Annotated in this window: 13 protein-coding genes; 4 read left to right on the top strand and 9 right to left on the bottom strand. The window is 58.1% G+C overall.

The annotated features are described in order from the left end of the window. The first annotated feature begins 53 nt into the window (after positions 1-53). On the top strand, positions 54-488 hold the full coding sequence (gene fur / locus RAN89_RS04300) for a ferric iron uptake transcriptional regulator (RefSeq protein ID WP_313868410.1): 435 nt from the start codon (positions 54-56) through the stop codon (positions 486-488). Here fur and hprK read toward each other — a convergent pair. The 4 genes from hprK to RAN89_RS04280 all read right to left on the bottom strand — a co-directional run bounded on the left by hprK (position 485) and on the right by RAN89_RS04280 (position 3,723). Beyond that, complete coding sequence (gene hprK, locus RAN89_RS04295; RefSeq protein ID WP_087496010.1) at positions 485-1,435, bottom strand: HPr(Ser) kinase/phosphatase; 951 nt, start codon at positions 1,433-1,435, stop codon at positions 485-487. The two genes, fur and hprK, sit on opposite strands and share 4 nt — an antisense overlap. A 26-nt stretch (positions 1,436-1,461) precedes the next feature. Then, positions 1,462-1,929 (bottom strand): PTS sugar transporter subunit IIA, encoded by a 468-nt coding sequence (locus RAN89_RS04290; RefSeq protein WP_313868409.1) that lies wholly within the window; start codon positions 1,927-1,929, stop codon positions 1,462-1,464. Positions 1,930-2,005: 76 nt separating this feature from the next. Then, positions 2,006-2,335 carry a ribosome hibernation-promoting factor, HPF/YfiA family gene (gene hpf / locus RAN89_RS04285; RefSeq protein WP_087496008.1) on the bottom strand — a complete coding sequence of 110 codons (330 nt, stop codon included), beginning with the start codon at positions 2,333-2,335 and terminating at the stop codon, positions 2,006-2,008. Between the two features lie 170 nt (positions 2,336-2,505). Then, positions 2,506-3,723: an MFS transporter gene (locus RAN89_RS04280; RefSeq protein ID WP_313868408.1), complete on the bottom strand. Its 1,218-nt coding sequence runs from the start codon at positions 3,721-3,723 to the stop codon at positions 2,506-2,508. A gap of 197 nt (positions 3,724-3,920) precedes the next feature. Here RAN89_RS04280 and RAN89_RS04275 point away from each other — a divergent pair, with 197 nt between their 5' ends. Continuing rightward, positions 3,921-4,910 carry a magnesium and cobalt transport protein CorA gene (locus RAN89_RS04275; RefSeq protein WP_313868407.1) on the top strand — a complete coding sequence of 330 codons (990 nt, stop codon included), beginning with the start codon at positions 3,921-3,923 and terminating at the stop codon, positions 4,908-4,910. A gap of 43 nt (positions 4,911-4,953) precedes the next feature. Here the strand turns inward: RAN89_RS04275 and RAN89_RS04270 are convergent, their stop codons facing one another. The 5 genes from RAN89_RS04270 to RAN89_RS04250 all read right to left on the bottom strand — a co-directional run bounded on the left by RAN89_RS04270 (position 4,954) and on the right by RAN89_RS04250 (position 10,534). Continuing rightward, positions 4,954-5,706 carry a 5'-methylthioadenosine/adenosylhomocysteine nucleosidase gene (locus RAN89_RS04270; RefSeq protein ID WP_313868406.1) on the bottom strand — a complete coding sequence of 251 codons (753 nt, stop codon included), beginning with the start codon at positions 5,704-5,706 and terminating at the stop codon, positions 4,954-4,956. A gap of 108 nt (positions 5,707-5,814) precedes the next feature. Further along, the gene (locus RAN89_RS04265; RefSeq protein WP_313868405.1) at positions 5,815-7,488 is read right to left on the bottom strand and encodes a long-chain-fatty-acid--CoA ligase; all 1,674 of its coding nucleotides are present in this window, start codon (positions 7,486-7,488) and stop codon (positions 5,815-5,817) included. Between the two features lie 105 nt (positions 7,489-7,593). Continuing rightward, positions 7,594-9,030: an NAD(P)(+) transhydrogenase (Re/Si-specific) subunit beta gene (locus RAN89_RS04260; RefSeq protein WP_313868404.1), complete on the bottom strand. Its 1,437-nt coding sequence runs from the start codon at positions 9,028-9,030 to the stop codon at positions 7,594-7,596. Continuing rightward, positions 9,027-9,347 carry an NAD(P) transhydrogenase subunit alpha part 2 gene (locus RAN89_RS04255; protein WP_313868403.1) on the bottom strand — a complete coding sequence of 107 codons (321 nt, stop codon included), beginning with the start codon at positions 9,345-9,347 and terminating at the stop codon, positions 9,027-9,029. Before RAN89_RS04255 ends, RAN89_RS04260 begins: the two co-directional genes overlap by 4 nt. A 59-nt stretch (positions 9,348-9,406) precedes the next feature. Continuing rightward, positions 9,407-10,534, bottom strand: coding sequence for a Re/Si-specific NAD(P)(+) transhydrogenase subunit alpha (locus RAN89_RS04250; protein WP_313868402.1), 1,128 nt, complete (start codon positions 10,532-10,534; stop codon positions 9,407-9,409). A 122-nt stretch (positions 10,535-10,656) separates the two neighbouring features. On the opposite strand from RAN89_RS04250, the gene RAN89_RS04245 reads away from it, so the two are divergent. Continuing rightward, on the top strand, positions 10,657-11,160 hold the full coding sequence (locus RAN89_RS04245) for an NUDIX hydrolase (protein WP_313868401.1): 504 nt from the start codon (positions 10,657-10,659) through the stop codon (positions 11,158-11,160). 84 nt (positions 11,161-11,244) lie between these two features. Beyond that, on the top strand, positions 11,245-12,369 hold the full coding sequence (gene mnmA, locus RAN89_RS04240; protein WP_313868400.1) for a tRNA 2-thiouridine(34) synthase MnmA: 1,125 nt from the start codon (positions 11,245-11,247) through the stop codon (positions 12,367-12,369). Positions 12,370-12,475 lie beyond the last annotated feature (106 nt).

Below are 12,475 nucleotides of genomic sequence, written 5' to 3'. Positions count from 1 at the left end.
TGTAGCGGTTGGCCTCTGTCGGCCTGTTTGATGACCATGCCAGGAATGTGCTGATGAGCAATATCGAAGAATTGAAAAACACGGGCCTCAAGGCCACGGTCCCCCGCCTGAAAATTCTGGAAGTCTTTCAACGCGGCACCCAGCGCCACATGACGGCGGAAGATGTGTTCCGCGTTTTGCTGCAGGAACGCTCTGATGTGGGCTTGGCCACCGTCTACCGGGTATTGACCCAATTCGAGCAGGCGAGCATCTTGAGCCGCAGCCACTTTGAGAGCGGCAAAGCGGTGTACGAACTGAACGAAGGCCAGCACCACGACCATCTGGTGTGTCTGGACTGCGGACGGGTGGAAGAGTTTTACGACGCAGAAATCGAAAAACGCCAGCATGCCGTAGCCAAATCCAAGGGATTTGCGATTTCCGACCACGCCCTGAGTTTGTACGCCAATTGCACCAAAGGCGCTTGCCCTCACCGCAACAGCAGCAATTAGCCGCCTTGGGCCATCGCCTTGCGGTGGCGCTCGACGAATTCCTGGTAAGTGTCAATCCCGCGCAACTGCAGGATCGTGTTGCGGACAGCGGCCTCCACCAGCACTGCAATGTTGCGGCCAGCCACCACTTGAATCACCACCTTGCGCACCGGTATGCCCAGCACATCCTGCGTCAAAGGTTCATAGGGAATGCGCTCGTAATCCCGCTCCAGGGTTTCTCTGCGCACGAGGTGCACGATCAATTTCAAGCGCATTTTGCGGCGCACCGCCGTTTCACCAAATATCCCGCGGATATCAAGCAAACCGATGCCGCGCACTTCCAGCAGGTTCTGCAGCAACTCCGGGCAGCGCCCCTCGATCGTGGTCTGATTGATGCGATAGAGGTCTACGGCATCGTCGGCCACCAAGCCGTTGCCGCGCGAAATCAGCTCCAGACCGAGCTCACTCTTGCCAAGACCGGATTCACCGGTAATTAACACCCCCAGCCCCAAGATGTCCATGAACACCCCGTGCATGGACATGCGGTCCGCAAAGTGTTTGGACAGATAGGCCCGAAGTACGTCAATCACGAAGGCGGACGACTCCTTGGTCGCAAACATGGGAATTTGTGCTCGCTCGCACATGGCCAACAGAGCCTGCGGAGCAACTTGCCCATCTGCCAGTACAAGCACTGGCGGCTCCAATGTCACGATGCGGGAAATGCGGCGGGCGCAGTCTTCGGGAGTGGCGTTGGTGATGTACGTGATCTCACGCTCACCGAGGATCTGGACGCGGTACGGGTGGATGTAGTTCAGGTAACCCACCAGATCGGCACCGGACCGGGCTGCCTTGATGGCAACCTCATCGAACCGACGTTCAGAGGCACCCAGACCGGCAACCCACTCCCAGCGCAAATGCCCCCTGAATTCCTCAAAGAGTGCGTCTGCACTGACTGCGGTGGGTTTCAATGCGGCACCTGAAGGTGGGAAAGAACTTAAGCCGCTCTGGCGGACTGCCAGCCGGCAATCAGGGAGTGCAAAAGGGTGGCGTCTGCACAGGTAGTGATTTGCTCACGGAGCGCGGAATCACTCAAGAGTTCAGCGATTTCAGAGAGGATTTCCAGGTGCTTCTGGGTCGCTGCTTCGGGCACCAGCAGGAATATCAGCAGACTCACAGGAACATCGTCCGGTGAGTCAAAGCCGATGGGGTGTGCCAACTGGAACACTGCGGCCATCGGTGACTTCAGGCCCTTGATACGGCCATGGGGGATCGCTACGCCATGCCCCAAACCTGTGGAGCCCAAACGTTCACGGGAAAAAAGACTGTCGGTCACGAGCGCGCGGCTCAGACCGTGCAGGTTCTCGAACAGCAGGCCTGCCTCTTCAAATGCACGCTTTTTGCTGGTGACATCAACTTGCGCAAGTACTTGCGAAGGAGGAAGGATAGACGCTAGGCGGTTCATGGTAAGGAGCGGATTATGCACATAAAAAAACCGCCCGTGTCTGGGCGGTTTTAGTGTTGTCGTCTCTATTGCAACACTACATTAGGCGCTTGGGGGCCTCATGGTGATGATTTTGCAAACGGTCCTTGTGACGAACGACTTGCCGATCGAGCTTGTCGACCAGATCATCCACAGCAGCATACAAGTCGGCATGGGCGCTTTCGGCGAACATGTCACTGCCTTTGACATGGATGTTGCACTCGGCGCGCTGCCGTCGTTCCTTCTCCTTCTGCTTTTCAACGGTGAGTAGCACCTTGACATCTACCACTTGATCGAAGTGGCGCATGATGCGATCGAGCTTGGTCGTGACATAACTACGCAGGGCCGGGGTAACTTCCAGGTGATGACCGCTGATCGTCAAATTCATAAATAGCCTCCAGTTGCTCTCAGGGTTGAAAATGCCTTCTGCAAAAGTAGCAGTCGGCGCTCAAACTTGTTAAACGATTTGCGCTGTTTATGAATCCACTATGCGCCCGAATCAGGCCAATTGCAAAGTCTTTTTTGTAATGCACTGCAGCAATGAAATGACTTCGAATTTCACGATTTTCCAGCTGCTTGATGCAGGTTCAGCCTTCCGGCAACAACCACCGCCAAAACGCTGGCAACAGCGCCGATCAAGGCAGAGCCCCAATAGTTTTGAACCAGGCCCGCCGTGTCGCGGCTGATGATGGCGCCACCCACCAGGGCCGCAAGCCCCATCGCGGCTGACTGCACCGAGGCATTCAGGGTCATGAAAGTACCTCGCAGGGCCGGGTTGGCCGCAGAGGTGAGCATGGCCATACCGGGAATCATGCGTCCGCTTCCACACACGAAAAACAGGGTCGATACCGCCAATGCGCCCCACATTCCGACCGGCCCCAACAGGGTGAGGCCGATCAGGGGCAGCAAAAACACCAGAGCGATAGCCCTGAAAGTCTGGAACTTGTCCCAGCTATCCGCGAGGTTTCCGAACCAGCGCGCAGTCATCAGCGTCGCCACACCACCACACAGGTACACATAAGGCACCTGATCCGCACGCAATCCGACATTGGACTGCATGAAGATGGTGATGTAAGGAATCACGGTAAAGCCGGAGAACATGAGCAAAGCGGAGAAAACAAAGGCGCGCAAGTGATTGCGGTCTTTCAAGACCTCGGAGATCCGAGACCACGCCGATACCGGCGCATGGGCCTGCAAGTGCGCATTCAGCGCGGGAAGAGTCAGAAATGCAAACACAGCAAACAAAACGCACACCCCCGCAATCAGCAGGAACGGGATGTGCCACCCGAAATGCGCTGCCAAGAACAAGCCCAGCGGAACGCCTGCGACGGTAGAAACAGAAAACGAGGTCATGACGATGCCCATCGCATGACCTCTTCGCTCGAAGGGAATCACGTCGCCCACAATGGTCTGGCTCAATGCCGACAAGACGCCCCCAAAGATGCCGGCGCTGACCCGGGCCAACAACAACGTCTCATAGGTCGGCGCTACACCGCAAGCAAAAGTAGACAAGGCGAACAACCCGTACAACACCAATAGCAAGCGCTTGCGGTCAAAGCGATCGATGTAGGTGGATGCAAGCAGTCCAGAAGCTCCGCCCGCCAAGGTATAGGCCGAGACCAGCATGCCGAACTGGGCATCGCTGATGTGGAATAACGCGGTCAAAGCTGGCCCCAAGGGCATCATGATCATGAAGTCCAGGATGTTGGTGAACTGGATGCCGGCAAGCGTGATCAGCAGCCAGCGTTCACGCGTCGAACTCAAAGTAATGGGCATGGGGAGTAAAAAAATGGGGAACCGGGATGGTGGGCAGCCACTCTATCACCCGGGGCGGTGCGATAATTTCCGCTTCTGAATTACCGGAGAACGCTCCTTGGAAACCTACCCTAGTCGGTAGCTTTCAACTCCCACCACTGCGCCGGGGTTGAAAGCACCCAACACCCGCCTGCAGCCAACCATTTTGGGAGTGAGCCATGCTCAACATCTTTACGCTCGCCAATGGCCGACTCTTTCAAGAAGAAATCGAGTCGCTCGAAGAGCTTTCCAAATTCCAGCCCATCTGGGTCGATCTGGAATCCCCCACGCTCGAAGAAAAGCGCTGGGTCAAGCAGTACTACGGCCTCTCCATCCCGGATGACGCGATGGACGAGGACATCGAAGAATCTGCGCGCTTCTACGCTGAAGACAATGGCGACGTACACATCCGCAGCGACTTTTTGATTGCGGACGACGACGAACCCCGCACCGTCCGGGCTGCGTTCATCTTGAACCTCGTCAATGACAATCTCAAAAGCAAAGGTGTGCTCTTTTCCATCCACGATGAAGACGTTCCCGTCTTCCGGCTGCTGCGCATGCGCGCCCGCCGTGCACCCGGCCTGATCGAAGACGCCAAGGAAGTGCTGCTCAAGCTGTTCGATGCGGACGCCGAGTACTCCGCCGACACGCTGGAAGGCATCTACGACGAGCTGGAAAAAGTCAGCAAGAAGGTTCTTTCAGGCAACGTGACCGATGCCATCGCCGGCGAAGCGCTGGGCGCGATTGCCCGCCACGAAGACTTGAGTGGCCGCATCCGCCGCAACGTGATGGATACGCGCCGTGCGGTCAGCTTCATGATGCGCAGCAAGATGCTCAACGCAGAGCAGTTCGAACAGGCTCGGCAGATTTTGCGCGACATTGACTCGCTGGACTCGCACACCGCATTCCTGTTCGACAAAATCAACTTTTTGATGGATGCAACGGTAGGTTTCATCAACATCAACCAGAACAAGATCATCAAGATCTTCTCGGTGGCCAGCGTAGCCTTGCTGCCGCCGACCCTGGTCGCCAGCGTGTATGGCATGAACCTCAAGTTCCCGGAACTGGAGTTCCTGGGCGGGTGGAGCTACCCGTACACCGTAGCACTGATGGTCGCCAGTGCTCTGGTGCCCATGTGGTACTTCTACAAACGCGGCTGGCTGCGTTAGCACTCTTTTGAGGCTTTGGCGCCCGACACACATGCGCAGACAGCTATCTTTTTGATAGCAAATCAAGCATCTCCAGCACAAAGGCACGGGCGTAAAGGCTGGCCGTTTCCCGCACAAATTGCGGGAAATCCACATGTGCGGTGTCATCCGCCCGGTCTGAAATGGTTCGCATCGCCACGAAAGGCACGCCATAGTCTGCGCACACTTGGGCCGCGGCGGCGCCCTCCATCTCTACCGCCAATGGGCAATAGTCGGAGGAAGCCAGTGCGCCCAGCAATGCGCTGACTTCGGCAGTGCTGCTTACAAACCGGTCGCCACTGGCAATCAAACCCGTGTGCAGCTTTGCCGGGTAGCGCGCTGTACGCAACGCCGGCTGCACCCGATTGAAGGCCTCACAGGCAGTCGCCAAAAGCGGGGGATCCGCTGCAAAAAGTGCCTGTCCGCACAACGGAATCTCATAGCGGGGGAACAGCGGCGAGGCGTCCATGTCATGCTGCACATAGTGGCTGCCCACCACCACATCGCCCACCTGAACTCCAGGCCCAACCCCGCCGGCGACGCCGGTAAACAGAACCCGGGAAGCACCGAAATGGGTGATTAAACCGGTAGCCGTCGTCGCAGCGGCCACTTTGCCGATGCGGGACAGCGCCAACACCACAGGCAGGCCCTGCAAGCGGCCGGTCCAGAAAACACGCCCCCCATGATCCACTCGCCGGGCATCCTGCAAGTGCTCGAGCAGGCCCTCTTGTTCTTCAGCGAGTGCGCTCAGGATGGCAATGGGAGTTTCAGCGCTCATGGCAATGGATTCAGATGCAAAACACGGAGCTTAGCAAGCCACACAACAAAAGCGGCCCGAAGGCCGCCGTGGTTGCCGAGGTTTTCCTCCAGGAGGAGGAAACCACGCTTATTTCTCGCGCAATTCGCGCCGCAGGATCTTGCCCACCGGGGTTTTGGGCAATTCGGCGCGGAACTCCACGACCTTGGGATGTTTGTAGCCGGTCAGGTTCTCTTTGCAGAAGTTGCGCACATCTTCTTCGCTGAGGTTGGGGTCTTTCTTGACGATGACCAGCTTGACGGCCTCGCCGGACTTGGCATCAGCCACACCCACGCAGGCACACTCCAGGACGCCAGGCATCTGGGTGACCACGTCTTCGAGTTCGGTAGGGAACACGTTGAAGCCGCTGACCAGAATCATGTCCTTCTTGCGATCCACAATTTTGAAGAAGCCACGGGCATCCACCACGCCGATGTCGCCGGTCTTGAAGTAGCCATCCGGCGTCATGACCTTGGCGGTCTCATCCGGGCGCTGCCAGTAACCCGCCATGACCTGCGGGCCCTTGATCGCAATCTCGCCACTCTGACCTTCCGCCACTTCCACACCGTCGTCGTCCAGCAGCTTCATGTAGGTGCTGGGCAAGGGCACGCCGATGGTGCCGGTGTATTCGTTGGAAGTGATAGGGTTGCAGCTCACCGTAGGCGAGGTTTCGCTCAGGCCATAGCCCTCACAGATGGGGCAGCCGGTTTTTTCGAACCATAACTTGGCCACACCGCTCTGCACCGCGGTGCCACCACCCACCGCCACCTTCAGGTGGCTCCAATCCACGGTATGGAAGTCGGGGTGATTCGCCAAACCATTGAACAAGGTGTTGACAGCGGGAAAGCTGTGGATGGTGTGCTTGGACAGCTCTTTCAGCACGCCGGGAATATCACGCGGGTTGGGGATCAGGATCAGTTTGCCGCCCGTGCGCATAGACAGCATCATGCCGACCGTAAAAGCAAACACGTGATACAGCGGCAACGCACACACCGTGGTGGGCTGCTGCTCCGCCGGCACCTTGGCCATGGCGGGTGCGTACCACGCCTCGGACTGCAAGGTGTTGGCGATGACATTGCGATGCAAGAGCACTGCTCCCTTGGACACCCCCGTGGTGCCGCCGGTGTACTGCAATACCGCGACGTCATCCGCCTTGATGTCGGGCCTCTTGAAAGGCGCCTTGGTGCCACGGGCCACCACCTCGTTAAAGCGGACAGCATGAGGCAGGTTGTAGGCCGGCACCATCTTCTTGACGTTGCGCACCACGTAATTCACCAGAGTGCCTTTGAGCAGACCCAGTCGGTCGCCCATGGAGCAAAGCACCACATGCTTGACTGGCGTGGCAGCAATGCACTTTTCCAGGGTGTGAGCGAAGTTCTCAATGATGATGATGGCCTTGGAACCGGAGTCCTTGAGTTGATGTTCCAACTCCCGGGCGGTGTACAAGGGGTTCACATTCACCACCACAAACCCGGCGCGCAGGATGGCAGCCACCGCAATCGGGTACTGGGGCACGTTGGGCATCATGATGGCGACGCGGTCACCCTTGACCAGACCCAGACCCTGCAGATACGCCGCCACCGCCAGGCTCAGGCTGTCGGTTTGGCCGAAGGTAAGGTCCTTGCCCATGAAGTTGTAGGCCACGCGGCTTTCGTACTTGCGAAAGCTTTCTTCCAGCAAGGCCACCAAGGAGGAGTATTTGGCAGGGTCGATGTCAGCAGGCACACCTTGTGGGTAGCTGCCAAGCCAAACGCGATCAGTCATGTCTTGTGTCTCCGGTCTATTTTTATGCAGCCTGCCATTTTCATGCAGGCCAACCAGCCCTCCCACGGTGTTTACCTTAGGCGGGCTGTCCTTAGGCGTACGCCTCTATTCGATGGCTTTGCCCATGTCTTCAACGACTTTCTTGGCGTCACCGAACACCATCATGGTCTTGTCCATATAGAACAACTCATTGTCCAGACCGGCATAGCCCGCGGCCATGGAGCGCTTGTTCACGATGATGGTCTTGGCCTTGTAGGCCTCGAGGATAGGCATGCCGTAAATCGGGCTGCCCTTGGTGTGGGCTGCAGGGTTCACCACGTCGTTGGCGCCCAGGATGATGGCCACATCCGCCTGGCCGAACTCGCCGTTGATGTCTTCCATCTCAAACACTTGGTCGTAAGGCACTTCGGCTTCGGCCAACAGTACGTTCATGTGGCCGGGCATACGCCCTGCGACCGGGTGAATGGCGTACTTGACAGTAATGCCCTTCTCGGTGAGCTTGGCAGCCAGTTCTTTGACGGCGTGTTGAGCGCGGGCCACTGCCAAGCCGTAGCCGGGCACGATCACTACCGTCTCGGCATTGCCCAACACGAAGGCTGCGTCATCCGCGCTGCCGCTTTTGACGGTGCGTTGCACCGCAGCACCAGCAGGGCCCGAAGACGCGTCGCCACCGAAGCCGCCCAGAATCACGTTGAAGAACGAGCGGTTCATCGCCTTGCACATGATGTAACTCAGGATGGCGCCGCTGGACCCGACCAGTGAGCCGGCAATGATGAGCATGCTGTTGTTCAAACTGAAACCGATGCCTGCAGCCGCCCAGCCGGAATAGCTGTTGAGCATGGACACCACCACGGGCATATCCGCGCCGCCGATGGGGATGATGATGAGCACACCCATCACAAAGCCCAGCGCCAGAATCAGGGCAAAGTCCATGGGGCTCTGGGAATGCCAGAAGCCAAACACAAAGAAGACAGACGCCAGGCCCAGCACCAGATTGAGCTTGTGCTGGCCGGGGAAGGTGACCGGAGCACCCTGGAACAGGCGGAACTTGTACTTGCCGGACAACTTGCCGAAGGCAATCACGGAGCCGCTGAAGGTCACCGCACCGATGAATGCGCCCAAGGCCAGCTCAATCCGGTTGCCACCGGGAATGGAGCCCCCTTTTTCCGCGATGCTGAAGGCCCAAGGTTCCGCCACTGCAGCCACCGCAATGAATACTGCTGCCAAACCGATCATGCTATGCATGAAGGCCACCAGCTCTGGCATCTTGGTCATCTCCACGCGCTTGGCCATCACAGTACCGGCAGTGCCGCCTACCAGCAAGGCGCCCAACACCCAGGCCATGCCGGTCATGCCGTCCTGTCCGAGTTGGCCTGCGAGCTTGAAGATCAGGGCGCCGGTGGTGAACACGGCCACCGCCATGCCCACCATACCGAACACATTGCCACGGATGGAAGTGGTCGGGTGGGACAAGCCCTTGAGCGCCTGGATAAAGCAGACGCTGGCAAAGAGGTACAACAGAGTGACGAGGTTGAGGCTCATTCTTTGGCTCCTGCGGTGGATGCTTTCTTGTCCTTTTTCTTGAACATTTCCAGCATGCGGCGGGTCACCATGAAACCGCCGAAAACATTGACGGCCGCCAAGGCCACAGCCAGCACGCCCATGGATTTGCCCAAGGTGGTTTCCGTCAGCGCAGCGGCCAACATGGCGCCGACGATGACAATGGCAGAAATGGCGTTGGTCACGGCCATCAGCGGCGTATGCAGTGCGGGGGTTACGGTCCAGACCACGTGGTAGCCCACGTAGATGGCCAGCACAAAGATGATCAGGTTCAGGATGGTGGGGGAAACCATTTCCATGGTGTCGCTCCTTGGTTGGGCTAAGTGAATAAAGTGGGGCGTGAGCTTGCGTGCGCGGTTTACTTGCGACGCACTTCGCCACCTTGGGTCACCAGGCAGGCTGCCACGATGTCGTCTTCCAGGTCCACGTGCAAGGCACCTTCCTTGTTGATGATCAACTTCAGGAAGTCCAGCACGTTGCGCGCATAGAGCGACGAAGCATCCGCCGCTACCAGCGCAGGCAGATTGGTTTCGCCGATCAGGGTCACGCCGTGTTTGACAACGGTTTTGTCTGCCTCGGACAGCGGGCAGTTACCGCCGCCATTCAAGCCCTTGCCCGCAGCAATATCCACAATCACCGATCCGGGCTTCATGGACTTGACCATGTCCTCGGTAATCAGCGTGGGGGCTGCGCGACCGGGTATCAGCGCGGTGCTGATGACCACATCAGCCTGCGCGACGCGCTTGGCAACCTCCGCCTTCTGGCGGTCCAGCCAGCTCTGAGGCATGGGCTTGGCGTATCCGCCCACGCCGACAGCGGCTTCTTTTTCTTCATCCGTCTCATAGGGCACGTCGATGAACTTGGCCCCGAGGGATTCGACCTGTTCTTTGACGCTGGGGCGCACATCCGAGGCTTCGATCACTGCGCCCAAGCGCTTGGCAGTGGCGATGGCCTGCAAACCGGCCACACCAACGCCGAGAATGACAACGCGCGCCGCTTTGACAGTGCCAGCAGCCGTCATCAACATGGGGAAAAAGCGTTGGTACTTGTCAGCCGCCATCATCACGGCTTTGTAGCCGGCGATGTTGGCCTGGCTGGACAGCACGTCCATGCTTTGCGCACGGGTGGTGCGGGGCGCCGCTTCTAAGGCATAGGCATTGAGCTTGGCAGCAGCCAGACGCTGCAGGCCCTCTGCATCGAACGGATTGAGCATGCCCACCAGCGTGGCACCAGGGGTCATCATTGCAGCCTCCGCGTCCACGGGGGTGCGTACCTTGAGTACCAGCTCGCTTCCCAAGGCTCCCGCTGCGTCGGTAATCTCTGCACCCGCGGCGACATAGGCCTCGTCAGTCACGCTGGCGGCAAGACCGGCTCCGGATTGAACACGCACCGTGTGCCCCTGGGATTTCAGTTTCTTCACTGTCTCCGGGGTCACGGCAACTCGGGTCTCTCCCGCCAGTGTTTCAGCGGGTACGCCTATGTGCATGGGGCACTCCTATAGAGTTGGATTCAAGCTGTCTGTTAGCTTACATGAGTTTCCCTGCATTCCATAGGGCTAAAGTTGCAGCTTTCGGCAAAGACTTTTGCGCTAAATACACATAATCATCCATGACCGAACGATGGAAACCCAGTGCCACAGTGGCGGCAGTGATTGAGCAGAACGGCCGCTTTCTTCTGGTGGAGGAGCACACCCCCGAAGGCCTGCGACTCAACAACCCCGCCGGTCACCTGGACCCGGGTGAGTCTCCTGTCCAAGGCTGCGCACGCGAGGTACTGGAAGAAACGGCTTACCCCTTTGTGCCCGGCGCACTGGTAGGTATCTACCTGTCGCGCTTCGTGCGCGAGCTGCCGGACGGCACTCAAGACATTACCTACCTGCGCTTTGCCTTTTGCGGCACCGTTGGCGAACGAATCGAAGGCATGGAGCTGGACCAAGGCATCGTGCAGGCCCTGTGGCTGACACCGGAGGATATTCGCGCCAGCCGGGAGCGGCATCGCAGCCCCTTGGTAGTCCAGTGCATGGAAGACTATCTGCGCGGTCAACGCTACCCGCTGGATGTGATTCACACCGATCCCAGCGTTTGGGCATCTTTGCAAACGCTACAAAAATAATAGCTGCTTGCGCATATTCCGCGGGCTCCAGGGGCAAATTTGACACTCCATGTTGACACCTGCAACGGGGACTAAAATCAGGGCATGAGTAAGCAACGTATTGTCGTGGGCCTGAGCGGTGGCGTGGATTCGGCTGTGACCGCCCATCTTTTGAAACAGCAAGGGCATGAGGTGGTCGGCATCTTCATGAAGAACTGGGAAGATGACGACGATAGCGAATACTGCTCCTCCAACATCGACTTCGTCGATGCCGCTGCCGTCGCCGATGTGCTGGGCATTGAAATCGAGCACGTCAACTTTGCGGCCGAATACCGTGACCGTGTGTTTGCGGAGTTCCTGCACGAATACCAGGCAGGCCGCACCCCGAACCCCGACATCCTTTGCAATGCCGAAATCAAATTCAAGGCATTTTTGGACCATGCCATGCGGCTGGGTGCCGAAAAGATTGCTACCGGACACTACGCAAGAGTTCGCCTCAATGCTTCCAGCGGCAAGCACGAGTTACTCAAAGGCTTGGACCCGGCCAAGGACCAGAGCTATTTTTTGCACCGGTTGAACCAGGCTCAGCTGTCCAAAACGCTTTTCCCTGTGGGGGATCTCCATAAAACCGAGGTACGCCGCATCGCCGACGAGATTGGTCTGCCCAATGCCAAGAAGAAAGACTCCACCGGCATCTGCTTCATCGGGGAGCGGCCGTTCCGCGAGTTTTTGAACCGCTACATCTCCAAGGAGCCGGGGCCCATCAAAAACCCCAAAGGCCACACCATCGGGGAACACGTGGGCCTGTCGTTCTACACATTGGGTCAACGCCAAGGCCTGGGCATAGGCGGCATCAAAGCCAGAGGTGCTCAGCGAGGTGGTGGCGAACACACGCCGTGGTTTGTGGCGCGCAAAGATTTGCCGAACAACACGCTATGGGTCGTACAAGGGCACGATCACCCTTGGTTGCAATCGGAACGTCTGGAAGCCCTGAACGCCTCTTGGGTTAGCGGCGAAGCACCCTTCCCCATGACAGCGGCTGCCAAAACGCGGTATCGCCAAACTGATGCGCCCTGTGGATTCGTCCCCCTAGGCGCTGATGCATTTGCCCTGCAATTTCCCCAAGCCCAGTGGGCCGTGACGCCCGGTCAATCCGCGGTGTTGTATGACGGGGATGTATGCCTTGGTGGAGGAATCATCCACAACGCATCAGCCTTGCCGGCGACCTGAACTGCGCAATTACAACAAATATTCATGGAAAACATGGCATTTTTGGCACCTTGTTTTCACCATGCGGTGCTAGCATTCAATGCCATCCGGGTTGGCATCCCCAACC

This window comes from Rhodoferax mekongensis (assembly GCF_032191775.1).
Classification (GTDB): domain Bacteria; phylum Pseudomonadota; class Gammaproteobacteria; order Burkholderiales; family Burkholderiaceae_C; genus Allorhodoferax; species Allorhodoferax mekongensis.
The sequence above is the reverse complement of the archived record's forward strand: the minus strand, read 5'-3'. Positions and strand labels throughout refer to the sequence as shown.

Coding starts and splice junctions, on each gene's coding strand:
- RAN89_RS04270 (WP_313868406.1), bottom strand. CDS start 5,706: ATGAGCGCTGAAACTCCCATTGCCATCCTGAGCGCACTCGCTGAAGAA.
- RAN89_RS04280 (WP_313868408.1), bottom strand. CDS start 3,723: ATGCCCATTACTTTGAGTTCGACGCGTGAACGCTGGCTGCTGATCACG.
- RAN89_RS04275 (WP_313868407.1), top strand. CDS start 3,921: ATGCTCAACATCTTTACGCTCGCCAATGGCCGACTCTTTCAAGAAGAA.
- RAN89_RS04245 (WP_313868401.1), top strand. CDS start 10,657: ATGACCGAACGATGGAAACCCAGTGCCACAGTGGCGGCAGTGATTGAG.
- mnmA (WP_313868400.1), top strand. CDS start 11,245: ATGAGTAAGCAACGTATTGTCGTGGGCCTGAGCGGTGGCGTGGATTCG.
- RAN89_RS04255 (WP_313868403.1), bottom strand. CDS start 9,347: ATGGAAATGGTTTCCCCCACCATCCTGAACCTGATCATCTTTGTGCTG.
- RAN89_RS04290 (WP_313868409.1), bottom strand. CDS start 1,929: ATGAACCGCCTAGCGTCTATCCTTCCTCCTTCGCAAGTACTTGCGCAA.
- fur (WP_313868410.1), top strand. CDS start 54: ATGAGCAATATCGAAGAATTGAAAAACACGGGCCTCAAGGCCACGGTC.
- hpf (WP_087496008.1), bottom strand. CDS start 2,335: ATGAATTTGACGATCAGCGGTCATCACCTGGAAGTTACCCCGGCCCTG.
- RAN89_RS04260 (WP_313868404.1), bottom strand. CDS start 9,030: ATGAGCCTCAACCTCGTCACTCTGTTGTACCTCTTTGCCAGCGTCTGC.
- RAN89_RS04250 (WP_313868402.1), bottom strand. CDS start 10,534: ATGCACATAGGCGTACCCGCTGAAACACTGGCGGGAGAGACCCGAGTT.
- RAN89_RS04265 (WP_313868405.1), bottom strand. CDS start 7,488: ATGACTGATCGCGTTTGGCTTGGCAGCTACCCACAAGGTGTGCCTGCT.